This is a genomic window from Nocardia sp. NPDC051570, assembly GCF_044454005.1.
Lineage (GTDB): Bacteria > Actinomycetota > Actinomycetes > Mycobacteriales > Mycobacteriaceae > Nocardia.
Genome location: NZ_JBITDI010000004.1, coordinates 34493 through 58949 on the forward strand (window position 1 = coordinate 34493; position 24457 = coordinate 58949).

Sequence of the window (24457 nt, forward strand, 5' to 3'; positions counted from 1 at the left end):
GAAACCCTCCAGTTAATCCCGTCGCTTGTTAGCATGAGGGTGTGAATCGCGCCACGTCCCCGTCCCCACCTCGGCATTTGCCGCCCCCGCGGCGGCTGCGTGCCGATGCCGCCCGCAATCAGCAACGCATCCTCGCGGCCGCCCGCGAACTGTTCGCCGAACGCGGTCTCGACGTGACCCTCGACGATGTCGCCGAGGCGGCGGGCGTCGGCGTGGGGACGGTGTATCGCAGATTCGCCAATAAGCGCGAGCTGATCGAGGAGGTCTTCGAACAACACGTCGGCGCGATGGCCGAGGCCACCGAGCGCTGCAACCACAATCCCGATCCCTGGGCGGGTCTGGTCGAGCTGTTCGAATGGTCCTGCCAGCACATGGCGAGCAACCGTGGCTTCAGCGAGGTGATGCTGGAACTGCCCGACGCCATGGAGCGATTCACCTTGGTGCGCGGACGCATCCGGCCCGCGCTGGGCGAGCTGATGGACCGCGCCCACGAGGCGGGCGTGCTGCGGCCGGGCATCACGGGGGCCGACTTCTTCGCCATGGTGAACATGGTCGAGTCGATGGCCGCGTTCTCCCGCCCGGTCAACCCCGAGACCTGGCGGCGCTATATGGCGATCGTGCTGGACGGCGTGCGCGCCGATTGCCTGCCCCGCCTGCCGCTGACGGTTCCCCCACTCACCGAGGACGAGGTCGATCAGGCAAAGTGCAAGATGTTCGACGCCCGAAAACGGTGATATTCACAGTCGCCAAACGGTAGCGCGCCTCACACCTATACCTTACAGTTGGTCATATGACCAATTCGTGGGTGAACTGGGCTGGGGATGAGAAGTGTGCGCCGGCCGAGATCGCCAGCCCGCGAACGGCCGAAGAGGTGGGCGAGCTGCTCGTGCGGGCCGAGGCGGCCGGGCAGACCGTGCGCGTCGCGGGCGCGGGTCATTCGTTCACCGACACCGTGCTCACCGACGGCCTGCTGTTGCGGCTGTCGCAGCTGAATCGGATCCTGCGGGTGGACCGCTCCAGCGGGCTGGTGCGGGTCGAGGCGGGCGCCACCCTCAACGAGTTGAGCCATGCGCTGCATCCCCTGGGCCTGGCCTTCCCGAATCTGGGCGATATCGACGTGCAGACCATCGCCGGGGCCACCGCGACCGGCACCCACGGCACCGGCGCGACATTCCAGAACATCTCGGCCGCACTGCATTCGGTGGAACTCATGCTCGCCGACGGCAGTCGCGTGGAGTTGACCGAGCAGTCCGATCCGGACGGCTGGCGTGCGGCGCGGGTGAGCCTGGGCGCGCTCGGCGTGGTCACCGCGGTCACCCTGCGGCTGGTTCCGTCGTTCGTCCTCGAGGGCGTGGAGCGGCCGGTGCCGGTGGAGGAGGTGCTCGCCGATATCGACCGATATGCCGATGAGAACGAGCATTTCGAGTTCTATATGTTCGCCCACAGTCCACTGGCGTTGACCAAGCGCAACAACCGGGTGGAGTTGCCCGAACAGCCGCGCGGTAAGGCGGTGGACTGGTTCGCCGACATCCTGATGTCGAACTACACCTTCGACGCGCTGTGCCGCCTGGGCCGCCGCCGCCCGCAGTTGACGCCGTGGATCCATCGCGGCGCGGCCCATGCGGGCAGCTATCGCCGCCAGGTGGACCGGTCCTATCGAGTGTTCGCCTCCCCCAGGCTGATGCGCTTCACCGAGATGGAATACGCCATCCCGCGCGAGCATGCGGTCGAGGCGATCCGCGCGATCAAAGAGCTCGGGAAGCAATTCGATTCGCCGATGCCGACCGAGGTGCGCTTCGTCGCCCCCGACGATGCCTTCCTCTCCCCGGCCGGTGGTCGCGACACCTGCTATATCGCGGTGCATCAGTACCGCGGCATGGATTACGAACCGTACTTCCGCGCATGCGAGGCGATCTTCGATCGTTTCCACGGCCGACCGCACTGGGGCAAGCGGCACTTCCAGACCGCGGCGACGCTGCGCGGGCGCTATCCGGAGTGGGACCGTTTCCAGGAGGTGCGGCGGCGTTTCGATCCCAAGGGCCGCTTCGCCAATCCCTATGTGGAGCGGGTACTCGGTCCGCTGGACTGATCAGCGGCCGGGCCGATCGGCCAGATGCAGCTCCATCGTCACCGGAACCGCGTCGACCTCGAGCGCCTGACGCAGGCGCGGCACCGCATGGGTGAGGATGCGCCGGCGCAGCGCGATCACATCGGCCTCGGGCGTGGTCGTCACGACCAGATGCAGTTCGGGTGCGAGGCCAGGACCCAGCAGCCACGCCGAGGCCGTATGCACCCCGGCATAGGTCTCGATATCGGCGACCACGGGCAGCGCGGCGGTCGCCGAATCCAGGGTGATGGTGTCGTCGGTCGCCGGGCGGGCACGCCACCGCGCGGGGGTGGGCAGGCGATGGATCTGCAGGCTCACCCAGCGCATACAGGCGATTCCGATCGCGGCCGCCACGGCCACGATCATCCAGTGTGCCCACGCCGGCGGCGTCGGGTTCTGCGGCGTCAGCGGCGCGTCGGCGTCCACCCAGCCCAGCCGGCCGTAGTGGGCCAGCAGCACAGAGCAGCCGAGGAGCAGCAGCAGCGCGCCGATCGCGCCCAGCACGATGCGGTTGAGCCGGGCCGGGCGGTTGCGGTCGGTGGCGGATTCGGCCGCGAAGCCGTGCACCAGCGCCGACAGCCGCGAACTCGCACAGGGTCCGATGCGGCCGAGCCGATCGTCGACGGCGGATCGCACGGCATCGGGCAATTCGGGCCGATGTGATTGCAGCGCCTTGGCGGTGATGCGAACCCGCTTGCGGCGCAGTCGGACTCGCGCCGATTGAACGCCCTCGACCGACTGCGCCGCCAGGCGCAGGGCCTCGTCCAGCCCGCGGCGGCCCACACCGGCGGCGATCTCGTCCTCGGCGACCAGCGGCACCAGGATCGAACGGCCCGGCAGCACGGCCAGGGCCAGCAGCACGAGTCCGGCCGCGGCGCCGAGCACGCCCAGGGCGAGCCCGCGCGAATCGGCCCAACTGGTCTCGTGCAGCCGATTCATCACGCCGTCGTAGGAGACGAATTCGCTCGCGCCCATGAGCCTCTGGACCAACGAGACGATCACCGTCACACATCCGGCCAGCAGTATCAGCGCCACCAGAACAGCGGGAACCACGCGTCGCGGCGAACGCCTCATCGCCTTCCCCGCGCGGTGTTCAGCACGGGCAGACCGGTCACCTCGATATCCATCCGGCGCACCGTCAATCCGGCACGCTGGCGCACCCGCTCGGCGATGTGCTCGCGGCAGACCGCGGCCACCTGCCAGACCGGCATCGGATAGCGGATCGGCAACCGCACGGACAGGGTGACGGCGGTGCCGCGAACGCGCGCGAACACCATGACATCGGCGTCGACACCGGTGATCTCGCGGGCGGCCGCGACCGCCAGCCCGGCCACACTCACATCGTCGACCGTGCGCAATCTCGGCGGCTCGAATGCGGATTCGGCGGCCGCAGAGGCGATGTCGGTCACCGTGCTCGTCATCGGGTCCTCCTGGTAATCCGCGAACGCGGCAGTGGGCATACGACCGTCCCCCCTTGGTAGCGAAACACTAGCTCCCCACTCGTCGCAGCGCAGTCGACACGCCCGGATTGGTAAGAGTCAATATTGGGCAATAGTCCTAATTGACAGGTGTTTGCTCGTACCTATTCGACCCTTCTGGTAATCCAGAAGCGAGGTCAAAGGCAGTTTGCCAGGTCATGGTGCCATTTCCAGCAATTCGTTGACACGCCCGAACGCGCGCGACGAGTATGGCAATTGGCAGTTTCCTGAGCGGTTGCTATCCATCCAATACGGAGGTTTCGATGGGCACCAAGATGGACCACAATGCCGACAAGGCCCGCAAGGGCGCGAACGACCAGCAGCAGCGCGGCCAGCAGGCACAGCAGCGCGGCCAGCAGAGCGGCCAGCAGAGCCAGCAGGGACAGCAGCGCGACCAGCAGCAGCGCGGCCAGCAGGCGCAGGCCTCGAATCGCGGTATGAACGACCGCGATGACAAGGACCGCGACCGCGACCGCGACGACATGAATCGAGGCAGCCAGAACATCCGTCGTGACGACGCGGAGCGCGGGAACCGGGACAGGCTCGCCCACTAGCGCCTGCCCAACGAACCGGCTCGCGGCTCCTGTGCACTCGGAGCCGCGGGCCGATTTCATGTCGTCACCGGGCGGCCGCCTCCAGTTCGCGGCCCTTGGTCTCCGGGGCGCCCCAGACGCAGATACCGAAGCCGATCGCGGTGAGCGCCGCCGCATAGAGCATCGTGGGGCCCAGGCCCTGATGGTCGAGTGACCACGGCAGTAGATAGGTGCCCAGCGCGGCGCCGATCCGGCTGGCCGAGGTAGCGAATCCGACCGCGGTGGCGCGAATGTGGGTGGGGAACAATTCGTTCGGATAGGTCCAGTCCAGCACGTTCGGTCCGCCGCAGAAGAAGGCGTACAGGCACAACATGCCGAAGGCCAGCAGCGTGGGCATGCTCGGGAACAGGCCGAGGAGCAGCGTGGGCACGACCATCAATCCGAAACACCAGATGATGGTCGGGCGGCGGCCGAGGGTATCGATCAACCGCATGGCGGGCAGGCAGCCGATCAGGAACACCAGGCTGATCAGCGCCGTGCCGAGGGTGTCCATCCAGGTGCCCGCGGGCATGCCGAACGCGGACAGGATCCGCGGGCCGAAGGTCAGCATCGCGAACAGCACCGCGACCTGGCACAGGAAGAATCCGCTACAGAACAGCGTGCGCTTGCGATAGGTCGGCCCGAACAGTTCGCGAATCGAGCCGTGCTTACCGGGCCGCCCGCTCTGCTCGACGAGTTCGGCCGGATCGATGCGGACCTCGAGGTACTTCTCGATCATCTCGGCCCCCTGTTCGGCCCTGCCGTGCTGGGCCAGCCAGCGCGGCGATTCCGGCGCGGTCTTCTGCCGGATGATCAGGAAGAACACGCACAGCACTGCGGCGCTGGCCAATTGCCACCGCCAGCTCCCCGGCCCGCCGAAGGTCAGCGCCAGATAGCCGACCACATAGGCGAGTACGGATCCGGCGTACCAGGCCACGATCTGCAGCCCGAGCAGCCGGCCACGCTGCTTCACCGGAAGCCATTCGGCCAGTAGCGAAGTGGCGATCGGATAGTCCGCGGCCACGGCCATACCGAGCACGAATCGCAGCGCCACGATCAGCCAGGTGGACTCGGCCCAGAACGACAGCACCGAACAGACCGCCATCACCACCAGATCGGCGGTGTACATCACCTCGCGGCCGATCCGATCGGTGAGCACACCGAACAGCGCGCCGCCCACGAACATCCCGATCAGCGCCGCGGCGCCGATCAGCTGGGTCTGCGAGGTGCTCAGATCCAGTTCGGCGGTCATGCCGATGAGCGCGGTGCCGACGATGCTGAGGATATAGCCGTCCAGCAGCGGGCCGCCGGAACAGGCCAGGGTGAGCCACTTGTGGAACGACGTGAATGGGGCGTCGTCGATCACGGTGCTCATAGACGGTCCCTCCCCTAGGATGCCGGAAGTTTGCCGTTATGAGGTTACCGTGACTATTCGTTGACCAGTCGCAGACTCGGTGTGCGCGCGTGGCGGCGATCGAGGAACCACACCTGCACGCTCTGATCGGCGGCGGGATCGAGGGTTTCGAATTCCACCTCGACGTGTCCGCGCAGCGGATGATCCAAATACAGTGTGCCCGAGCGGAATTCGCTCATCCGATGCTCTCGCCAGCGGCGCGCGAACTCCGGATGACGTTGCAACGCAGCGACAGTCGCGCGAAGGTCCGCGTCGTCGACCCAGATCGAGCGGGCCATGCGCAGCCGCGAGGTGACCATATCCGCGGCATCACCCCAGTTGCTCCAGCGCTGCGCAATCGGATGGGCGAAGAAGTAGCGGGCCAGATTGCCCTCGGCCTCGGCGTCGAACAAGCCCAGCGGCTCGACGAAATCGCGCCAGGCCGGATTCCAGGCCAGCACGTTGAGCCAGCGGCCGACCACGAATGCCGGCGTCGGATGCAGCGCCTCGAGCACCGCCTGCAGCGTCTCCGGAACCTGTTCGAGCGCCTGACCCGAGGACGGGCAGCCGCCCGCGCCGTCGCCGCGCAGGGCCAGCTTGGCGAAGTGATGCCGCTCGACCTCGTTGAGACGTAGCGCGTCGGCCAGTGCTCCCAGGACCGCGGTCGAGGGATTGGTATCCCGGCCCTGTTCGATCCGGGCCAGATAGTCGGCGCTCACCCCGGCGAGGGCGGCCACCTCCTCGCGGCGCAGACCGGGCGTGCGACGCCGCCGCCCCGCAGGTAGGCCCACTTCCTGAGGCTGCAACTGGGCGCGGCGGGCGATGAGGAATTCAGCGAGTTCGGAGCGTGCCACCTGTCCATCCTGTCCTATCCGGGTCTCGTTATCCGCGCCCTGCCAGTGCCAGGATAACGGCGGTGTGGCTATCCGGACCACGGTCCGCAAATCTGTACTCATGACGACTTCCGAACAGACGCTCAAGGCCGGCTCCTGGCCGCTGGACACCGCGCACTCCGCGGTCAACTTCACCGTGCGGCACCTGGGCATCTCCAAGGTCCGCGGGCGTTTCAACCGCTTCGAGACCAGCTTCGTCGTCGACGAGGCCGGCACCGCCCAGGTCTCGGCGACCATCCACCTGGACTCCTTCGACACCGGCAACGCCGACCGCGACGCGCATGTGCGCAGCGCCGACCTGCTGCACGTGGACGAGCGGCCCACGCTGACCTTCACCGCCACCGAGCCGGTCCGCGTCGCGGAGGACTTCCAGGTCGTCGGCGAGGTCGCGATCGGCGACCAGACCCACCCGGTCACCCTCGACGTCGAATGGGGTGGCATCCAGGAGAACCCGAACACCGGCGACCGCCACATCGGCTTCTCGGCCACCGGCACGCTCAAGCGCACCGATTTCGGCGTCGGCAACGGCATCCCCTCGGCCATGCTCAGCGAGAAGATCGCCATCGAGCTCGACATCCAGCTGGTCGAGCCGAAGGCCTAGGGCAACAAGCCCGTTCGCCGCGCCCGCACCACCGCCTCGTGGCGGGTGTGGGCGCCGAGCTTTGTCATGGCGCTGCGCAGATAGCTCTTGACCGTCTCCGGGCGCAGCGAAAGGCGTCGGGCGGCCTCGGCATTGGTGCAACCGAGCGCGACGTGCGCGAGCACGTCCAGCTCCCGGGGCGCCAATGCCGGTGTCTCGCCCGCGATCTCGGGCCCGGCCAGCAGCCGGGCCAGCCGATCCGAGACATCCCGCAGCCGGGCGCGCGCCGCGGCGTCGACCACCGTCTGGGCGATGCCGCGCACCTCGGCGTGGATATCGCGAAGCTGTTGGGCGGCAGCGGCATCCGACTGGACCGGTAGCGCCGCCTCGCGCAGCCGCAGCCGCCGGTCGACCTCGTCGCGCACGGCCATCTCGACCGCCAGGCGCCGACTCGCCCGCAGCACCAGATCGGCCGCGCGGCCGCCGATCGGACCCACATCGCGGCTGGCGACGTACAGCACCGCCCGCGACCGCCCGCCCACCACGACGGGCACGCCCACCACCGCTCGCAGCCCCTCGGTCAGCACCGGGGCGTCGTAGTGATGGGTGATCGTCGTCGCGCCCCGATAGTCCGACACCGAGGCAGGGCGCATGGTGGCGACCGCGGCCCCGCCGACACCGGAGGCGGGCGAAACCGCCAGACCGCGCATGGCACTGGTGCGTGTGCCGAAGAACTCGCTCAGGATCAGGGTGCCCTCGTACACCTGCCCGCCGAATACGACCGACATCCCCGAAACGCCTGCCACCTGCCGCAATTCGGCGCGCAACGCATCGGCATCGCGCGGGCGCAACAGCTCGGCGCCGCTCATCTCGGCACCCCTTTCCGGGGGTAGTGGGCGGGAAATGTGACCTGGATCCTATATCCGTGAGTTCGAGTATGGGCCGGTCTCGGCCGGTCAGCTATACGCATGGAGTATGGGACGCACCGCTGTTGGGCGACACGATCGGCGCGAATCTGGACCGCACGGTCGCCGCGCACGGCGATCGCGAGGCACTCGTCGACCGGGTCACCGGCGTGCGCTGGACCTATCGCGAGTTCGCCGCCGAGGTCGACGCCGTCGCGCTCGGACTGCTGGCCGCGGGCGTGAGCAAGGGTGACCGGGTCGGCATCTGGTCGCCCAACCGCGCCGAGTGGACGCTGGTGCAGTACGCCACCGCGCAGATCGGCGCGATCCTGGTCACCATCAACCCCGCCTACCGCGCCCACGAGCTGAGATATGTGCTGGGACAAGCCGGAATTCGGCTGCTGGTCGCGGCCCGCGAGTTCAAGGGTTCGGACTATGCGGCGATGATCGAACAGGTGCGGCCGCAATGCCCCGATCTGGATCGGGTCGTGCTGCTCGACGGTGCGCAGTGGTCCGCGCTGATCGACGCCGGTCGCGCGGGCGATCCGGCGGAACTCGTCGCGGCACAGGCGCGATTGTCCCCCGACGATCCGATCAATATCCAATACACCTCGGGCACCACGGGTTTCCCGAAGGGCGCCACACTGTCGCATCACAACATCCTCAACAACGGCTACTTCGTCGGCGAGCTGTGCGGCTACACCGAGGCCGACCGGATCTGCCTGCCCGTGCCGTTCTACCACTGCTTCGGCATGGTGATGGGCAATCTGGCCGCCACCACGCACGGCGCCGCCATGGTGATCCCCGCGCCCGCCTTCGATGCGCGCCGGACCCTGGAAACCGTTGTCGCCGAACGGTGTACCTCGCTGTACGGGGTGCCGACCATGTTCATCGCCGAACTGGCCGAACCCGATTTCGACCGCCACGACCTGTCCTCGCTGCGCACCGGCATCATGGCCGGCTCGCCCTGTCCGGTCGAGGTGATGAAGCAGGTGATCGAGCGGATGGGGATGGCCGAGGTGTGCATCTGCTACGGCATGACCGAGACCTCCCCGGTATCCACCCAGACCCGCCGCGACGATTCGCTGGCCCAGCGCACCGCCACCGTCGGCCGGGTCGGGCCGCATCTGGAGATCAAGATCGTCGATCCGGCAACGGGTCTCACCGTACCGCGCGGTGAGCCGGGCGAATTCTGCACGCGCGGTTACTCGGTCATGCTCGGCTACTGGAACGAGCCCGAGAAGTCCGCCGAGGCCATCGATTCCGCGCGCTGGATGCACACCGGCGATCTGGCCGTGATGGACGACGACGGTTATGTCGCCATCACCGGACGCATCAAGGATATGGTCATCCGCGGCGGTGAGAACATCTATCCGCGCGAGATCGAAGAGTTCCTCTACACCCACCCCGATATCCTCGACGCCCAGGTGGTCGGCGTGCCCGATCCGAAGTACGGCGAGGAGCTGGTGGCCTGGGTCCGGATGCGCGAGGGCGCAACGGCTCTCGACGCCGGCACGCTGCGCGAATTCTGCACCGGGCGGCTCGCGCATTTCAAGATTCCCCGCTATGTGCACGTCGTCGAGGAGTTCCCGATGACGGTCACCGGCAAGATCCGCAAGGTCGACATGCGGGAGATCTCCGCGCGACTGTTCGTTCCGTCAGGAGGGTCGCAGTGACCTCGAATACCGAGCTGTACCGTGCCGCCCGCGACCAGTTGGTCGCGCGGGCGACCGATTACGACGCCGCCGTCCGCGAGTTCGCCTGGCCCGCGCTGAGCGGCCGATTCAACTGGGCCACCGATTGGTTCGATGTGATCGCCCGCGACAACGACCGCACCGCGCTGTGGATCGTCGAGGAGGACGGCCGCGAAGGGCGGGTCAGCTTCGACGAGATGGCGCGGCGCTCCGACCGCGTCGCCACGTGGCTGGCCGAACTCGGTGTGGGCAAGGGCGATCGGGTCCTGCTCATGCTGGGCAATCAGGTGGAGCTGTGGGAGGCGATGCTGGCGATCGCCAAACTGGGCGCGGTCGTCATGCCGACCACCGCGGCGCTCGGCCCGGCCGATCTCAGCGACCGGATCCACCGGGGCGCAGTCGGTTTCGTCATCGCGAACTCCGACGACACCGATAAGTTCGTCGCCGTGCCGGGCGATTACCTCCGCATCGTGGTGGGCGAGCCGGTCCCCGGCTGGCACAGCTACGCCGACGCCGCGCGCAGCGAGGCGCATTCGTTCGAGGCGATCACCGATATCGGCGATCCGCTGCTGGTGTACTTCACCTCCGGCACCACCAGCAGGCCGAAGCTGGTGCAGCACAACCAGATCAGCTATCCGGTCGGCCATCTGAGCACCATGTACTGGATCGGCGTGCGGCCCGGCGACGTACATCTGGCCATCAGCGCGCCCGGCTGGGCGAAGCATGCCTGGAGTTGTCTGTTCGCGCCGTGGATCGCCGAGGCCACGATCTTCGTCTACAACTACGGCCGATTCGACGCCGCGGCCCTGCTGCATCAGCTGCGCCGGGCGCGGGTGAACACCTTCTGCGCGCCACCGACGGTGTGGCGCATGCTGATCCAGGCCGAGCTCGGATCGCGCCCGGACGGTCTGCGCGAAATCCTCGGCGCCGGTGAGCCGCTCAATCCGGATGTCATCGCCCGCATCGAGCGGGCCTGGGGCCTGACCATCCGCGACGGCTTCGGCCAGACCGAAACCACACTGCAGGTGGGCAATACGCCAGGCCAGCCCGTCAAACCCGGCTCGATGGGCCGACCCGCGCCGGGCGTGCCGGTGGTGCTGGTCGATCCGATCAGCGGCGAACTCGCCGAGGAGGGCGAGATCTGCCTGGATCTGAGCACCCATCCGGTCAACCTCATGACCGGGTATCTCCAAGACCCCGAACGCAATTCGGCGGTCATGGCGGGCGGGCACTATCACACCGGCGATGTCGCGGCCCGCGACGCCGACGGTTACATCACCTATATCGGCCGCACCGACGACGTATTCAAATGCTCCGATTACAAGGTGTCGCCGTTCGAGCTGGAGAGCGTGCTCATCGAACATCCGGCCGTGGTCGAGGCCGCGGTCGTGCCGCAGCCCGATCCGACCCGGCTGGCCGTGCCGAAGGCGTATATCGCGCTGGCCGACGGCTGGCTGCCCGATGCGGAGACCGCCCGGGCCATCCTCGAATACGCCCGCGACCACCTGGCTCCCTATCTCCGGGTGCGGCGCATCGAGTTCGCCGAGCTGCCCAAGACCATCTCCGGCAAGATCCGCCGCGTCGAATTGCGCCGTCGCGAGGAGCAGGCATATGCCGCGGGGACGCCCCTCGCGACCGAGTACCGCTACGAGGAGATACTGCCGCAAACCGCCGGTTGGTGATTGCCCGCTCATTGCGACGAAAACGGATACCGGTGCCGTAGCCTTGGCGGGAGACCCTCGCATCGCGGCGGGCCGAACTTGGCGCGTTTGCCCGAATGTGGCGCGTTCGGCGCTGGCCGACCGGTCTCTCAGCCACAAAACTGGTAATCGTGCCCGCCGCGGGGCACCGACCCGTCGTCCTCGGATCCGGCTCTCTTCCACCTGACGGATCCCCCTCCCGGGACGACGGGACGCCCGCGGTGTCGGTTCCGCTCCCCGAGCGAGCCGTGATCGACCGTATGTCCCTGCGACCGATTGGAGAACACCGTGTCGAACACCTGCGAAAGTGCGACCGCCTATGTGATCGCCGAGCTGGAGGCCAAGGGCACCGCCACGCGGGACGACTTCGACGTGCCGGCCATCGTCGCGGCGTCGCACGCCATCGCCGACAGCTGGGATTTCGCCGAGATCGACCGCGGCACGTTCTGGAATATCGCCGCCAGCAATCTGCGCGTCTAACGCAACCGGTCCAGTTCGTCGGATCGATGCGATCGCGCGACCACCGACCAGCGCAGCGCCGCGCGGCGCAGCGAGGTGGCATCGGCGTAGCCGAGCAGCTCGGCCTGCCGCTCGCGGGTCACCGGACCCGCCGCGGCCGCCCGTTCCAATCGGGCCCGATCCAGTTCCCGGCGCCAGGTGGTCCCGGCCTCGGCCAGCCGACGCTGCAGGGTGCGCGGGCTGGTGGCCAGCCGACGCGCCACCCGATCCAGTGAGACCTCACCATCGTCGAACATCTCGACCAGGGCCGCGTGCACGCGCTCGGGCCAGGCGGCGGCCAGCGGCGGCGGGGGCGGCAGAGCGGCGGCCAGCGGGCGCAGCACCTCGGCCAGCACCGGATCGGCGGTGGCCAGCGGCAGATCCATATCGGCGGCGCGGAAGGTCATGGCGTCGACCGGGGCGCCGAATTCGATCACGGCCGTGCCGAAGACGTCGGTGAAGGCGCTGAGATCGCGCGGGGCGCGCTGACGCAGCGACACCCGGATCGGATCCAGCCGGGCCCGCACGCAGGCCCGCGCCCGGGTCAGCACGGCCACCAGTCCCCACAGCTGGGTATGGTCGCGGCCGCGACCGTCGCCGGAGATCATGTCCAGATACAGCGTGGTCTCCCCGTCGTTCTCGGCCACCAGATCGAAGCGGTGATTGGTGGTGACTGCGGTGACGTACGGACCGCAGGTGGCCAGCCCCGCGCCGACCGTGGCCGCGGTGGAGAACAGATAGTCGTAGAGCCGGGTCGCGGTCAGTTCGTACCGTCCGGCCACGTGCAGGGCCACATTCGGATCACCGAGCAGGCTCTCGCCGACCTCCCACAGCCGCGAGAAGGTCTCGCTGGGGACATGCACGCCGGGCCCGGCCATGGACCAGTCCGGCAGCCCGCATTCGCGCAGTAACCGGTCCGGTTCCAGACCCACCGTGCCGAGCTGCGCGATCACGAACCGGTGCAACAACGTCTGATCGGTCCCCATAGCCCTCCTCGGTCTCGGCCCTGCGATCCATATTCGTGCCGAGTTTTGTGCGGAACGCTATCTGTGGTCAGACGTTCTCGAACCGTAATCGTGGTACGTGTGGTCACCGACACTTTTGTGCCGCGGATGTCCGATTCGTACAAGACCGCCCGCGGCCGCCCTGCCTACCGTTGCGCCCATGACCGCACGATTCGATGTCATCGGCGTTGTCGTCGCCGATCTGTCCACCGCGCAGGACTTCTATCGCCGCCTGGGCCTGGAATTCGGCTTGGGCGGGCATGTGGGCGAACCCATCGCCGGGCATGTGGAGGCCGCGCTGCCCGGAGGATTCCGGCTGACCCTCGATACCGAGGACAACATCCGCGAGTTCCATCCCGGATGGCGCGACGCGGCCGGGCGGATCGGCCTGGCATTTCGCTGCGCCGACGCGGCCGAGGTCGACGCGCTCTACGCCGAGCTGACCGAGGCCGGCTATCACGGCGAACTGACACCGTTCGACGCGGTCTGGGGGCAGCGCTACGCCACGGTGCACGATCCGGACGGCAATGGGGTCGACCTCTACGCGCCGTCGGCCTGACCGATCAGCTGCCCCAGCGAGCGTCCCGACAGCCGGCGCACCTCGCGCGCCAGATGCGCCTGATCGGCATATCCGGCGCGAAAGGCGGTCTCCGCGAACGGAATTCCGTCGTAGGCCAATGCCAGCGCACGCTGCAGCCGCAGCACCCGCGCCAGCACCTTGGGCCCGTAACCGAAGGCCGCCAACGACATTCGATGCAGCCGCCGGGCGCCCAGGCCCAGCTCGTCGGCGGTGGCGGCCACCGACGCACCGTCGGCCAGCCGGGTCACGATCCGGCGCAGCCGCGGATCGGCGGGCTCGGTCCCGGCCGCGCCACGACGAGCCGCCGCCTCCAGACCGAGCATCGGATCGCCCGCACCCGCCACGATTCCCGCGAGTGCCCGCACCCGCGCCGCGGGCCACAGGTCGGTGAGTTCGACTCTGCGGTCCAGCAATTCGTGCGCGGGCACGCCGAACAAGGCCGGAGCCGTTCCCGGGAAGAATCTGAGGCCCGAGATCGTGGTCACCGTCTCCCGGCTCGCCGTCCGATACGCCCGGGTGTCGGGGCCCGCGACCAGCAGCCGCTCGCCCGTCCACAGCAGATCCATGCACCCGTCCGGCAGGACGGGCGCGGCGGCGCCGGGCGCGACCGTCCGGCTCCACACCAGCGCGCCCTCGATCCCGCGCGCGGGCCGTTCCCGATACGCGGGCACCGGATCGATCGACACCAGCCGAGACTAGCGCGGCACGCCCCGCGCCTCACCCGAGTCCGTGGCAACCCCTCTAGTCTGAGTACGACCGCCCCGTCGGTCCGTTCGGCAATTGCTCAGCATCAGACGAGGGAGGACGGGCGCCCATGGACACCGCGGCCCAGCGGGACCTCATCCCCGATCGCCGCGAGCGCCGCAGGCAGAGCGCCGCGCATCGGTTCACCGCGCTGGGCGGGGTGGCCGCGCTCTCGCTGAATGCCCTGTCCAGCCTGGCCTACGGCCCGGAGGCCCTCGTGGGGGTGCTGGTCACCGTCGGCGCCTCGGCCGTGCGCTACACCCTTCCGGTCGCGATCGCGGTGACCGTCCTGCTGCTGATCCTGGTGTGGTCCTACCGGCGCGCGATCGCGGTGTTCCCGGAGGGCGGCGGCTCGTATGCGATCGCGACCCGCGAACTCGGGCGCGGCGCAAGCCTGATCGCGGCGGCCGCGGCCGTACTCGATCAGGTGCTGACGGTCGCGCTCGGCCTGGCGGTCGGTACGGCCGTGCTGGGCAGCGTCTTTCCGATCGTCGCCGATCATCGGCTCGTGACCGCGCTCATCGCGCTGGCCGGGCTGACCGCGCTCAATCTGATCGGCATCGCCGAATCCACGGCGGTGCTGCTGGTTCCGACGCTGCTGTACATCGCCGCGATCGCGGGGATCGTCGTGGCCGGGCTGCTGCGCGGCGAACCGGCCGCCCAGATCGGCACGCCCGCGGACCTGCACGATCTGCCCGGGGTGATCGGGCCGTGGGTACTGCTGCGGGCGCTCGCGGCCGCGGCCACGTCGACGACCGGACTCGAGGTGGTCGCCGACAACGCGCCCGCCTTCCGCGCACCGGCCGCCCGCCGTGCGCAGCGCACCGAGCTGATGCTGGGCCTACTGCTGGCGGTCCTACTGCTGGGCATCGCGAAAGATATTGCCGCACACCAGGTTCTGCCGCGCGACGGCGTGACGATGCTGGCGCAGTTGGCCGCCGCGGCCTGCGGCACCGGAATCCTGTTCTACGCGATATGTCTGGTGATCGCGGGGACGCTCGGCCTGACCGCCAATACCGGATTCGCCGGGCTGCCCATGTTGTTGAGCAGGCTCGCGCGCGACCGCCGGATGCCGTTTCTGTTCGCGCTGCGGGCCGAACGCCCGGTCTACCGCTACGCGGTCGCCGGGCTCGCGGTGCTCGCGGCGCTGGCGCTGGCCTGTGCGAATGCGCGGGTGGAGCTGCTGCTGCCGATCTACGCCATCGCGGTCTTCACCGGATTCACCGTGTCGCAGGTGGGTCTGGTGCGGCACTGGGTCGATGAGCACGGTCCGCGATGGCGCTGGAAGGTACTGGTGAGCGGCATCGGGGCCGCGCTCACCGCCGCGGCCGCGATCGTGGAGTTCCTCGCCGAATTCAGCTCGGCGACCTGGGTTCTACTGTTCGTCGCACCGGTGCTCATGCTGCTGTTCGATCGCACCGAGCACTACTATCGCGATGTCGCCGATCATCTCGGATTGAGTGCCGAAATCCCGGTGCCCCAGCTCGATTCGACGAAGAAGACCATCGTGGTGGTGCCCATCGCGGCGGTCAGCTGGCTCACCCGCCGCGCGCTCGAGGCCGCCACGCGCATGGGCGATGAGATACATCCGATCGCCGTGGACGTCGACGCCGAGAGCACCGCCTGGCTCCGCGAGCGCTGGCAGGCCTGGAATCCGGGCCTGGAACTGCGGGTCCTGCCCAGCCCCTGTGAGCGACTGGTCGAACCGCTCGTCGACTACGCAGACTCACTCGCCGCGCCCGACACCATGGTGATCGTGCTACTGCCCCGTATCGAATCGCGCCGCCGCCGCTATCGGCTGCTGCACAATCAGCGCGCACCGCTGGTCATGAGCACGCTCACCGGGCACACCGACGCCATTGCGGCGACCATCACATTCCACGTCGATTGAGAACCTCACTATCCGGCTGGGCACCTGCCTGATTCGGCCGGCGCGGCCTTATTACACTGCGGGGTCATGTTCAAAGGGTTCAGAGACTTCCTGATGCGCGGAAACGTCATCGACCTGTCCGTCGCGGTGGTCATGGGCACCGCGTTCACGGCGGTGGTCAGCTCCGTGACCAAGGGTGTCGTGGAACCTCTGCTCGCGGTGCTGGGCAGCAGCAGCCAGTTCGGACTCGGCGTGCAGCTGGTATCCGGCAAACCGGCGACCTTCGTCTCGCTCGGCGCCATCATCACCGCGGCCGTCAACTTCGTCATGGTGGCCGCGGTGCTGTACTTCGTGCTCGTCCTGCCGATGAAGACGATGCAGAAGCGGTTCGGCGGCAAGAAGGCGGTCGTCGCCGAGCCCACCCAGATCCAACTGCTGCTCGAGATCCGCGATCTGCTCGCCGCGCAGGCGGCCCAGCACACCGCCACCGCGCAGCGCGAGGTCAGCGCCGCCGAGCGCAACTGAGCCGGGCGCTCACGGCACGGCCGGGATCACCGCCTGTGTTCCGCGATGCCACACCGCCCACGTGAGCGGCACGCCCGGCCGATAGGCCAGATGCACCGCCGAGGGCGCGTCGAGGATATGCACATCGGCGCGCGCACCCGGCCGCAGCACGCCCACGGCCCCGTCGGCGTCGAGGTCGCGGCCCAGGGCCAGCGCGCCGCCCGCGGTGGCGGCCCAGATCGCCTCGGCGATCGAGAGTTTCATCTGCAGCACCGCGGTCGCCACGCAGTAGGCCATCGCGGTGGTGTAGGAGCTGCCCGGATTCGCGTTGGTGGCCAAGGCGATTCGCGCTCCGGCATCCAGCAGCCGCCGCGCCGGGGCCAAGGGCTGGCGGGTGGACAGATCGCAGGCGGGCAGCACAGTGGCGACGGTGGTCGAGGCGGCGAGCGCGTCGACGTCGGCATCGGTCAGATATGAGCAGTGGTCCACGCTGGCCGCGCCGTATTCGACGGCCAGCGCCACCCCCGGCCCGGGCCCGAGCTGATTGCCGTGCACCCGCAGTCCGAGCCCGCGCGCCCGGCCTGCGGCCAGCACCCGCGCCGACTGTCCGGCGTCGAAAGCCCCTGTCTCACAGAACACATCGATCCAGCCCACATGGTCGGCGACGGCGTCGAGCATCGGCCCGCACACCAGATCCACGTATTCGTCGGCCGTCACCGTATCGGGCACGACGTGCGCACCGAGGAAGGTGACCTCATCGGCCACCTCCGCGGCCAATGCCGCGCAACGCTTCTCGTCGGCCACGGTCAGCCCGTAGCCGGTCTTGGTCTCCAGGCAGGTGGTGCCCTGTCGCAGCGCCTCCTGCCGCAGCCGATGCAGATTCAGCGCCAGCACCTCATCGGAGGCCGCCCGCGTCGCGGCGACGGTCGTGCGAATTCCCCCGGCCTCGTACGGTTTCCCCGCCATCCGCGCCTCGAATTCGGCGGTGCGGTCCCCGGCGAAGACCAGATGCGTATGACTGTCCACCCAGCCCGGCAGCACCGCCCGGCCCGCGGCGTCGACGCGCTGATCCGCGGCGGGCGCCTCGCCGGCCGGGCCCACCCAGCGCACCCGCTCCCCCTCGAGCACCACCGCGGCGTCGCGCAGGGTCCCGAATTCCTCGGTGTTGGTGACGAGTTCACCGATTCCGGTGATCACCGTGGCATCACTCATGGCCGTGGTGCGCTCCGATCTGGGTGCAGATGGCTCGAATATCGTTCGGGGACAGATCCGCCGGCCGCCGCGAATCGCGGCGCGACGGGACCGTCCTGCGTACTACCCGCCGCAGACGATCATAAAGGCGCGGACCTCGGTCTAGGACCACAGTGCCCCGATCTCCCGATCGAGCACCCTCGCCACGTCCGGAACGGTTTCGTGCGCGCCGTCACGGACCACCCAGCGTCCCGCGACCATGACGTCGGAGACATCCGAAGCGGTTGCGGCATAGAGCATTCCGGGCCCGGACGCACCCGCCGTGCGGACGGATTCGGTCGTGATGTGCACCAGGTCGGCGCCCTGGCCCGGCGCCAACGCGCCGACCTCGGACCAGCCGGAGGCGGCATGCGCGGTGCCCGCGCGCAGCAGTTCGGCGACGTCGAAGCGGCCGCGCTGACCGCTGCCCAGACGTTCGTGCAGCTCGAGGGCGCGAGCCTCGAACCACGGATCGATGATCGTCTGACCGTCGCTACCCAGGCACAACCGCGCGCCCGCCTCGGCCAGCCGCCGCGCGGGACCGATACCGTCGGCGAGATCGGCCTCGGTACTCGGGCACAGACAGGCCCAGCAGCCCGACAGAGCGGCGATATCACCATCGGTGAGATGGGTGGCGTGCACCGCGACCGTATTCGGCGTCAAAGCCCCTGCGGCGGAGAGCAGTTCGGTCGGCGTATGTCCGGTGTGGTTACGGCACTCCTCGTTCTCACGCGGCTGCTCCGACAGATGCACGTGCAGCGGCCGATCGCCCACGGCCTCGACCACGATCGGAATCTGCTCGGCGGGCACCGCGCGCACCGAATGGATGGCCGCACCGACCCGGACGAGATCACCGACCGGACGGAACGACCCGAACCGCACTGCCCACGCCTCGGCGTCCCCGTCGTCGAATCGCCGCTGCACGCCCTCGGTCGGCTTACCGAAACCGCCTGCCACATAACAGGTGTCGAGCAGGGTCAGCCTGATCCCGGCGTCCGAGGCCGCGGCCACCAGTGCGTAGGAGAAGGCATTGGCCGCGTCGTAGCGCCCGGCCCGGGCCGGATGATGCAGATAGTGGAATTCGGCCACGCTGGTGTACCCGGCGAGCACCATCTCCGCGTACACCGCCCGCGCCAGCCGATAGTAGGACTCCGGCTCCAGCTTCCCGGCCACGGCGTACATCCGCTCCCGCCAGGTCCAGAAGCTGCCCCGATCGTCGGTCGTGCGTCCCCGCAGCGCGCGATGGAAGGCATGCGAATGCGCATTCGCGAAGCCGGGCACGACCATTCCGGAAAGGATTGTGCCACTGGGCTTCTCGTCGGCGCGCACGGACCGGATGACGGTCCCGTCGAGATCGATCCGGACGTTCTCGGCCACCCCGTCGGGCAGCCACGCCCGCCGGCACCAGTAGGTGCTCATCCCGCCAACCTCCGCAGCACCCGGGCCAATTCCCGTGCGCCGTGGTCGATATCGGCGGGTTCGGCGTATTCCTCCGGCGAGTGACTGATACCGGAGGGATTGCGGACATACAGCATGGCCGTCGGCACATGCGACGCCAGCACCGCGGCATCGTGGCCCGCACCCGTCGGCAGCACCGGCGCATCGCCGAGCAGCCCGACCAGCTCATCGCGCAGCGCCGGATCGAATGCCGCTGTCCCCTCGTAGGATTCCTCGCCGACCTCGACCGTGCACCCCTCGAGCTCGGCCGCCTCGCGCGCGGTCTGCGCGATCCGGTCCACCAGATCGTGAACGACGCCCGGCTCGGGCACCCGAGCGTCGAGCCAGACATCCACCCGCGAGGCGATCACATTGGTGCCGCCCGGCGTGGGCACGATCCGCCCGACCGTCGCCCGGGCCTGCGGCACGCTCGCCGCGAGTCGCCGTGCGGCCGCGACCAATTGGGCCGCGGGCAGCATCGGATCGCGGCGGTCGTCCATCAGCGTCGTCCCGGCGTGATTGCCCTGTCCGGCGAAGCTGAACCGCCACCGCCCGTGCGCGATGATGGCGCTGCCGACCGCGATCGGCGCATCCAGGTGGATCAGTCCCTTGCCTTGTTCCACATGCAGTTCGACGAATGTGCCGATGCGCCCGAGGGTTTCGTCGTCGCGACCGAGGTGCTCGGTGTCGAAGCCCGCCGCCCGTGCGGCGTCGGCGAAGCTGTCGCCCTCGCCGTCGCGCAGCGCGAGCACCCGTTCGGGCGCGATGGCCCCGGTCAGCAGCCGCGAGCCCAGGCACGGCACCCCGTAGCGCCCGCCCTCCTCCTCGGCGAATACCACCACCGCCAGTGGACGACGCGGTGAAAACCCTTCCGCCCGAAGCTCATCCAGCGCGGCGAGCGCGCTCACCACCCCGAGCGGACCGTCGAACGCCCCGCCGCCCGGCACCGAATCCAGATGACTGCCCGTCACCACGGCATTCGGGCCCGGTTCGCCCAGCCACGCCCAGATGTTCGCATTGCGATCGGTGTGCACGGTCAGCCCGCGCGCCCGCGCGGCCGCGGTGAACCATTCCCGCAGTTCGAGTTCGGCCGGTGCGAACACATGCCGCGAATAGCCGCCGCGCGCCGGATCGGCGCCCAGCCGCTCGATCTCGGCGAGCAGCCCGTTGGCGCCGTTCACTTGTCCCACATCGGAATTCGCACATCCTGCTCCCGCGCGACCGTCTCCGCCTCGTCGTATCCGGCGTCGACATGGCGGATGACGCCCATGCCGGGATCGTTGGTGAGCACGCGCTCGATCTTCTGCGCCGCCAGCTCGGTGCCGTCGGCCACGGTGACCTGCCCGGCGTGGATGGATCGGCCGATGCCGACGCCGCCGCCGTGGTGGATCGACACCCAGGTCGCCCCGGACGCGGTATTGATCATCGCGTTGAGCAGCGGCCAGTCGGCGATGGCGTCCGAACCGTCGGCCATCCCCTCGGTCTCGCGATACGGCGAGGCCACCGAGCCACAGTCGAGGTGATCGCGGCCGATCACCACCGGCGCGGCCAGCTCACCGCTGGCGACCATCTCGTTGAATCGCAGTCCGGCCTTGTCCCGTTCGCCGTAGCCGAGCCAGCAGATCCGCGCGGGCAGGCCCTGGAACGCGACCCGCTCCCCGGCGAGGCGAATCCAGCGCGCCAGCGATTCGTTCTCCGGGAACAGCTCGAGCATCGCGCGATCGGTGGCCGCGATATCGGCCGGATCGCCCGACAGCGCCGCCCAGCGGAACGGTCCCCGGCCCTCGCAGAACAGCGGCCGGATATAGGCGGGCACGAAACCGGGGAAGTCGAAGGCGCGCTCGTAGCCGCCCAGCTGCGCCTCGCCGCGAATCGAGTTGCCGTAGTCGAACACCTCCGCGCCGCGATCGAGGAATCCGACCATCGCCTCGACGTGGGTGGCCATGGATTCCCGTGCGCGACGGGTGAATTCGTCGGGTTTCTTGGCGGCGTAATCGTCCCATTCCTCCGGCGCGACACCGATCGGCAGATAGGCCAGCGGATCGTGCGCGGAGGTCTGATCGGTGACGATATCGACCGGTACGTCGCGGCGCAGCAGCTCCGGCAGGATCTCCGCGGCATTGCCGATCAGGCCCACCGACAACGGCTTTCGCTGCTGTTTGGCGGCCAGCACCCGGCGCAGCGCGTCGTCGAGGTCGTCGGCGATCTCGTCCAGATAGCGGGTCTGCACGCGGCGCTTCGCGCGTTCGGCGCTGGCGTCGATGCACAGCGCGACACCGTCGTTCATGGTGACCGCCAGCGGCTGCGCGCCGCCCATGCCGCCGAGTCCGGCCGTGACGGTGAGGGTTCCGGCCAGGGTGCCGCCGAATCGCTTGGTCGCCACCGCCGCGAAGGTCTCATAGGTGCCCTGCAGGATGCCCTGGGTGCCGATGTAGATCCACGAGCCCGCGGTCATCTGGCCGTACATGGTCAGCCCGGCCGCCTCGAGACGCCGGAACTCCGGCCAATTCGCCCAGTCCGGAACGAGATTGGAGTTGGCGATCAGCACCCGCGGCGCCCACTCGTGGGTGCGCATCACGCCGACCGGCTTACCCGACTGCACCAGCAGCGTCTCGTCGGCGCCCAGATCGGTGAGGGTGCGGGTCAGCGCGTCGAAGCTGGCCCAATTGCGCGCGGCCTTGCCGCGGCCGCCGTAGACGACCAGATCCTCGGGACGCTCGGCCACCTCGGGGTCGAGGTTGTTGTGCAGCATGCGCAGCGCGGCCTCTGTCTGCCAGTTACGAGCGGTCAGCTCGGTTCCCCTCGCGGCACGGATGGTTCGGGTCGTCACAGGTTCACCTCTCGATCGAGTACTTCGTTGACGGCGCCGGCGCGGATCAGCTCGACGACCGCGGCGATCTCCGGGGCCACATGCCGGTCCGGGCCGGGCCCGGCCACCGCGGTGCGCACCAGATCGCGCACCGCGCCGGTCACCGGCGCGGGAGTCAGCGGCGCACGCATGTCCAGAGCCCGTGCGGCCGTGAGCAATTCGATGGCCAGCACGGTGGTCAGGCCGTCCACCGCGCGGCGCAGCTTGCGCGCGGCCGACCAGCCCATGGACACATGGTCCTCCTGCATGGCGCTGGACGGGATGGAGTCCACCGAGGCGGGCACCGCGAGCCGCTTGAGCTCGGAGACCACGCCCGCCTGGGTGTACTGGGCGATCATGTAACCGGAGTCCACGCCCGGATCATCGGCCAGGAAGGCCGGAAGTCCGTGGGAGCGGTGCACATCCAGCATCCGGTCGGTACGGCGCTCGGCGATGCTCGCCACATCCGCCGTCGCGATCGCCAGGAAGTCCAGCACATAGGCCACGGGCGCGCCATGGAAGTTGCCGTTGGATTCCACCCGCCCGTCGGACAGAACCACGGGATTGTCGATGGCCGAGGCCAATTCGCGCTCGGCGACAGTCGCGGCATGGGCGACCGTATCGCGGGCCGCACCGTGCACCTGCGGGGCGCAGCGCAGCGAATAGGCGTCCTGCACCCGCGGGCAGTCATCGCCGCGATGGCTCGCGACGATGCCCGAATCCGCCAGCACCGCAAGCATTCTCGCTGCCGACTCCATCTGCCCCGGATGCGGCCGCAGGGTGTGCAGATCGGCCGCGAACACCCGGTCGGTGCCCAGCAGTGCCTCGACGCTCATCGCCGCGGTCAGGTCGGCCAGATCCAGCAGCTGCCGCAGATCCGCCAGCGCCAGCAGCAGCATGCCGAGCATGCCGTCGGTGCCGTTGATCAGCGCCAGGCCCTCCTTCTCGGCCGGCACCAGCGGTTCGATGCCCGCCGCGACCAGCGCGGGACCCGCCGCGACCAGCGCCCCTTCGACGCCGAAGACCTCGCCCTCGCCCATCATCGCCAGCGCGACCGCCGACAGCGGCGCCAGATCGCCCGAGCAGCCCAGCGATCCGTATTCCGGCACCACCGGAACCAGCCCGCTGTTGAGCAGCCGGGCCAGGGTCAGCGCCGTCTGCGGCCGCACGCCGGTATGCCCGCTCATCAGCGTGCGCAGCCGCAGCAGCATCATCGCGCGGACCACCTCGGGCTCCACCGGCGTCCCGGCCCCGGCCGCATGCGAGCGGATGAGCGAGCGCTGCAGATCCACGCGGCGTTCGGGGGCGATATGGCGCAGCGCGAGCGCGCCGAAGCCGGTCGAGATGCCGTAGGCCGGACGCGTGCCGCGCGCGAGTTCGTCGATGTGCTCGCGCACCGCGGCCAGGCGGTCCAGCGCGTCGTCGGCGAGGGTCACCTCGCTGCCCTCGCGGGCGACCGCCACCACCTGCCGGGCGGTCAACGGCGTCGTGCCGACCAGCACTCGGTCGATTCCGATTCGCGTCATGCACACATTCCAGCCGCTCGACCGGTCCGGATCGAGCAACCGAGACATGAATCTGTCTGGTATCCCAGACAGTTGCTACTCTGAGGCCCGTGGGCACCAGTAGTGACGTACCCGGCCTGCGCCGCGGACTGCAGGTGCTCGGCGTGCTCGCCAGGCGCGCTGGGCCGGTTCCGGCGGCGGTGGTGGCGCGCGAACTGGGTCTGCCCCGATCGACGATCTATCACCTGCTGAGCGAGTTGCAGGCGGCCGGATATGTGGCGCATCTGCCCGCCGAACGCAAATACGGGCTCGGCATCGCGGCCTTCGAACTGGGTTCGGCCTATCTGCGCCACGATCCGCTCGAACGGGTGGCCGCGCCGCTGCTCCGCGGCCTCGTCGACACCGTCGGACTGACCGCACATCTGGGCGTCCTGCACGGCAACGAATCGCTGTATCTCATCGAACAGCGCCCGCCGCGGCCGCAGACCCTGGTCACCGATGTCGGCGTGCGCCTGCCCGCGCATCTGACGGCGACCGGTCGCGCGATGCTCGCCCATCTGACCCGCCCGCACGTGCGCGCGCTGTTCCCCAGCCCGGCCGCCTTCCCCATGCGCACCCAGCGCGGCCCGCGCAGCCTGGCCCCACTGCGTCAGCTGCTGCGCGCGGAGGGCGCGCGCGGCTGGTCGGTCGAGGACGGCTTCGTCACACCGGGTTTCGCGACGGTCGCCGCCGCGGTCTTCGATCACGGCGGGCGGCCCATCGCCGCGGTCGGGGTCACCACGCGCCACCACTGCCCCGACGAGACGGTCGTCTGCGGCCGGGACTGGCCGGAATTGGCCGCGCAGGTCAGGACGACCGCCGACGCGCTCACCGCCGCCCTGGACGGCCGCCGCCGAGTGCCGGGATAACGCCTGC

The 24457-nt window shown here is 69.3% G+C and carries 23 protein-coding genes; 11 read left to right on the forward strand and 12 right to left on the reverse strand.

The window, feature by feature from the left end:
• Window positions 1-41 precede the first annotated feature (41 nt).
• Both ACIA76_RS10385 and ACIA76_RS10390 read left to right on the forward strand, forming a co-directional pair.
• On the forward strand, window positions 42-734 hold the full coding sequence (locus tag ACIA76_RS10385) for a TetR/AcrR family transcriptional regulator (RefSeq protein WP_397150801.1): 693 nt from the start codon (window positions 42-44) through the stop codon (window positions 732-734).
• 56 nt (window positions 735-790) lie between these two features.
• A complete protein-coding gene (locus ACIA76_RS10390) occupies window positions 791-2089 on the forward strand; it encodes a D-arabinono-1,4-lactone oxidase (RefSeq protein ID WP_397150803.1) in 1299 nt (432 codons plus the stop codon).
• Here the strand turns inward: ACIA76_RS10390 and ACIA76_RS10395 are convergent, their stop codons facing one another.
• Together ACIA76_RS10395 and ACIA76_RS10400 are read right to left on the reverse strand one after the other, a co-directional pair.
• Entirely contained in the window at window positions 2090-3160 is a 1071-nt protein-coding gene (locus tag ACIA76_RS10395; RefSeq protein ID WP_397150805.1) for a DUF6286 domain-containing protein, read from the reverse strand.
• 17 nt (window positions 3161-3177) lie between these two features.
• Window positions 3178-3528, reverse strand: a complete 351-nt coding sequence (locus ACIA76_RS10400; protein ID WP_397150807.1) for an Asp23/Gls24 family envelope stress response protein — start codon at window positions 3526-3528, stop codon at window positions 3178-3180.
• A gap of 320 nt (window positions 3529-3848) precedes the next feature.
• Between ACIA76_RS10400 and ACIA76_RS10405 the strand changes: the two genes are divergently transcribed.
• A complete protein-coding gene (locus ACIA76_RS10405) occupies window positions 3849-4139 on the forward strand; it encodes a hypothetical protein (protein WP_397150809.1) in 291 nt (96 codons plus the stop codon).
• Between the two features lie 64 nt (window positions 4140-4203).
• Here ACIA76_RS10405 and ACIA76_RS10410 read toward each other — a convergent pair whose 3' ends face one another.
• Both ACIA76_RS10410 and ACIA76_RS10415 read right to left on the reverse strand, forming a co-directional pair.
• A complete protein-coding gene (locus ACIA76_RS10410; RefSeq protein WP_397150811.1) occupies window positions 4204-5532 on the reverse strand; it encodes an MFS transporter in 1329 nt (442 codons plus the stop codon).
• 53 nt (window positions 5533-5585) lie between these two features.
• On the reverse strand, window positions 5586-6506 hold the full coding sequence (locus ACIA76_RS10415) for a helix-turn-helix domain-containing protein (RefSeq protein ID WP_397150813.1): 921 nt from the start codon (window positions 6504-6506) through the stop codon (window positions 5586-5588).
• On the opposite strand from ACIA76_RS10415, the gene ACIA76_RS10420 reads away from it, so the two are divergent.
• A complete protein-coding gene (locus tag ACIA76_RS10420; protein ID WP_397150815.1) occupies window positions 6505-7044 on the forward strand; it encodes a YceI family protein in 540 nt (179 codons plus the stop codon). The two genes, ACIA76_RS10415 and ACIA76_RS10420, sit on opposite strands and share 2 nt — an antisense overlap.
• On the opposite strand, the gene ACIA76_RS10425 is transcribed toward ACIA76_RS10420, so the two are convergent.
• Window positions 7041-7892: a response regulator transcription factor gene (locus tag ACIA76_RS10425; RefSeq protein WP_397150817.1), complete on the reverse strand. Its 852-nt coding sequence runs from the start codon at window positions 7890-7892 to the stop codon at window positions 7041-7043. The genes ACIA76_RS10420 and ACIA76_RS10425 overlap by 4 nt on opposite strands.
• A gap of 68 nt (window positions 7893-7960) precedes the next feature.
• Between ACIA76_RS10425 and ACIA76_RS10430 the strand changes: the two genes are divergently transcribed.
• The 3 genes from ACIA76_RS10430 (at window position 7961) to ACIA76_RS10440 (ending at window position 11802) form a co-directional block, all read left to right on the forward strand.
• On the forward strand, window positions 7961-9604 hold the full coding sequence (locus ACIA76_RS10430; RefSeq protein ID WP_397151905.1) for an AMP-binding protein: 1644 nt from the start codon (window positions 7961-7963) through the stop codon (window positions 9602-9604).
• Entirely contained in the window at window positions 9601-11304 is a 1704-nt protein-coding gene (locus ACIA76_RS10435; RefSeq protein ID WP_397150819.1) for an AMP-binding protein, read from the forward strand. The genes ACIA76_RS10430 and ACIA76_RS10435 overlap by 4 nt, the downstream gene beginning before the upstream one ends.
• Window positions 11305-11598: 294 nt before the next feature.
• Window positions 11599-11802, forward strand: coding sequence for a hypothetical protein (locus ACIA76_RS10440; protein ID WP_397150821.1), 204 nt, complete (start codon window positions 11599-11601; stop codon window positions 11800-11802).
• Here the strand turns inward: ACIA76_RS10440 and ACIA76_RS10445 are convergent.
• A complete protein-coding gene (locus ACIA76_RS10445; protein WP_397150823.1) occupies window positions 11799-12806 on the reverse strand; it encodes an AraC family transcriptional regulator ligand-binding domain-containing protein in 1008 nt (335 codons plus the stop codon). The genes ACIA76_RS10440 and ACIA76_RS10445 overlap by 4 nt on opposite strands.
• 178 nt (window positions 12807-12984) lie before the next feature.
• On the opposite strand from ACIA76_RS10445, the gene ACIA76_RS10450 reads away from it, so the two are divergent.
• A complete protein-coding gene (locus ACIA76_RS10450) occupies window positions 12985-13383 on the forward strand; it encodes a VOC family protein (RefSeq protein ID WP_397150825.1) in 399 nt (132 codons plus the stop codon).
• On the opposite strand, the gene ACIA76_RS10455 is transcribed toward ACIA76_RS10450, so the two are convergent.
• A complete protein-coding gene (locus ACIA76_RS10455) occupies window positions 13365-14090 on the reverse strand; it encodes a helix-turn-helix domain-containing protein (RefSeq protein WP_397150827.1) in 726 nt (241 codons plus the stop codon). The two genes, ACIA76_RS10450 and ACIA76_RS10455, sit on opposite strands and share 19 nt — an antisense overlap.
• A 128-nt stretch (window positions 14091-14218) precedes the next feature.
• On the opposite strand from ACIA76_RS10455, the gene ACIA76_RS10460 reads away from it, so the two are divergent.
• Together ACIA76_RS10460 and mscL are read left to right on the forward strand one after the other, a co-directional pair.
• A complete protein-coding gene (locus tag ACIA76_RS10460) occupies window positions 14219-16039 on the forward strand; it encodes an amino acid permease (protein ID WP_397150829.1) in 1821 nt (606 codons plus the stop codon).
• 66 nt (window positions 16040-16105) lie between these two features.
• Window positions 16106-16543, forward strand: coding sequence for a large conductance mechanosensitive channel protein MscL (mscL, locus tag ACIA76_RS10465; protein ID WP_397150831.1), 438 nt, complete (start codon window positions 16106-16108; stop codon window positions 16541-16543).
• A 9-nt stretch (window positions 16544-16552) separates the two neighbouring features.
• Here mscL and hutI read toward each other — a convergent pair whose 3' ends face one another.
• The 5 genes from hutI to hutH all read right to left on the reverse strand — a co-directional run bounded on the left by hutI (window position 16553) and on the right by hutH (window position 23563).
• Entirely contained in the window at window positions 16553-17734 is a 1182-nt protein-coding gene (gene hutI, locus ACIA76_RS10470) for an imidazolonepropionase (protein ID WP_397150833.1), read from the reverse strand.
• Window positions 17735-17875: 141 nt separating this feature from the next.
• Window positions 17876-19171 carry a formimidoylglutamate deiminase gene (locus ACIA76_RS10475; RefSeq protein ID WP_397150835.1) on the reverse strand — a complete coding sequence of 432 codons (1296 nt, stop codon included), beginning with the start codon at window positions 19169-19171 and terminating at the stop codon, window positions 17876-17878.
• Window positions 19168-20379, reverse strand: a complete 1212-nt coding sequence (locus ACIA76_RS10480) for an allantoate amidohydrolase (RefSeq protein WP_397150837.1) — start codon at window positions 20377-20379, stop codon at window positions 19168-19170. Before ACIA76_RS10480 ends, ACIA76_RS10475 begins: the two co-directional genes overlap by 4 nt.
• Complete coding sequence (hutU, locus tag ACIA76_RS10485) at window positions 20367-22019, reverse strand: urocanate hydratase (protein WP_397150839.1); 1653 nt, start codon at window positions 22017-22019, stop codon at window positions 20367-20369. The genes ACIA76_RS10480 and hutU overlap by 13 nt, the downstream gene beginning before the upstream one ends.
• Window positions 22016-23563: a histidine ammonia-lyase gene (gene hutH / locus ACIA76_RS10490; RefSeq protein ID WP_397150841.1), complete on the reverse strand. Its 1548-nt coding sequence runs from the start codon at window positions 23561-23563 to the stop codon at window positions 22016-22018. The genes hutU and hutH overlap by 4 nt, the downstream gene beginning before the upstream one ends.
• Window positions 23564-23652: 89 nt before the next feature.
• Between hutH and ACIA76_RS10495 the strand changes: the two genes are divergently transcribed.
• The gene (locus tag ACIA76_RS10495) at window positions 23653-24450 is read left to right on the forward strand and encodes an IclR family transcriptional regulator (RefSeq protein ID WP_397150843.1); all 798 of its coding nucleotides are present in this window, start codon (window positions 23653-23655) and stop codon (window positions 24448-24450) included.
• Window positions 24451-24457: the final 7 nt, after the last annotated feature.

Bases quoted from the DNA above. Each gene is read 5' to 3' on its own strand.
- ACIA76_RS10475 (WP_397150835.1), bottom strand. From the start codon at position 19,171: ATGAGCACCTACTGGTGCCGGCGGGCGTGGCTGCCCGACGGGGTGGCC.
- ACIA76_RS10420 (WP_397150815.1), top strand. From the start codon at position 6,505: ATGACGACTTCCGAACAGACGCTCAAGGCCGGCTCCTGGCCGCTGGAC.
- ACIA76_RS10425 (WP_397150817.1), bottom strand. From the start codon at position 7,892: ATGAGCGGCGCCGAGCTGTTGCGCCCGCGCGATGCCGATGCGTTGCGC.
- mscL (WP_397150831.1), top strand. From the start codon at position 16,106: ATGTTCAAAGGGTTCAGAGACTTCCTGATGCGCGGAAACGTCATCGAC.
- ACIA76_RS10390 (WP_397150803.1), top strand. From the start codon at position 791: ATGACCAATTCGTGGGTGAACTGGGCTGGGGATGAGAAGTGTGCGCCG.
- hutI (WP_397150833.1), bottom strand. From the start codon at position 17,734: ATGAGTGATGCCACGGTGATCACCGGAATCGGTGAACTCGTCACCAAC.
- ACIA76_RS10410 (WP_397150811.1), bottom strand. From the start codon at position 5,532: ATGAGCACCGTGATCGACGACGCCCCATTCACGTCGTTCCACAAGTGG.
- ACIA76_RS10405 (WP_397150809.1), top strand. From the start codon at position 3,849: ATGGGCACCAAGATGGACCACAATGCCGACAAGGCCCGCAAGGGCGCG.
- hutH (WP_397150841.1), bottom strand. From the start codon at position 23,563: ATGACGCGAATCGGAATCGACCGAGTGCTGGTCGGCACGACGCCGTTG.
- ACIA76_RS10445 (WP_397150823.1), bottom strand. From the start codon at position 12,806: ATGGGGACCGATCAGACGTTGTTGCACCGGTTCGTGATCGCGCAGCTC.
- ACIA76_RS10400 (WP_397150807.1), bottom strand. From the start codon at position 3,528: ATGACGAGCACGGTGACCGACATCGCCTCTGCGGCCGCCGAATCCGCA.
- ACIA76_RS10415 (WP_397150813.1), bottom strand. From the start codon at position 6,506: ATGAGTACAGATTTGCGGACCGTGGTCCGGATAGCCACACCGCCGTTA.
- ACIA76_RS10460 (WP_397150829.1), top strand. From the start codon at position 14,219: ATGGACACCGCGGCCCAGCGGGACCTCATCCCCGATCGCCGCGAGCGC.
- ACIA76_RS10430 (WP_397151905.1), top strand. From the start codon at position 7,961: ATGGGCCGGTCTCGGCCGGTCAGCTATACGCATGGAGTATGGGACGCA.
- ACIA76_RS10450 (WP_397150825.1), top strand. From the start codon at position 12,985: ATGACCGCACGATTCGATGTCATCGGCGTTGTCGTCGCCGATCTGTCC.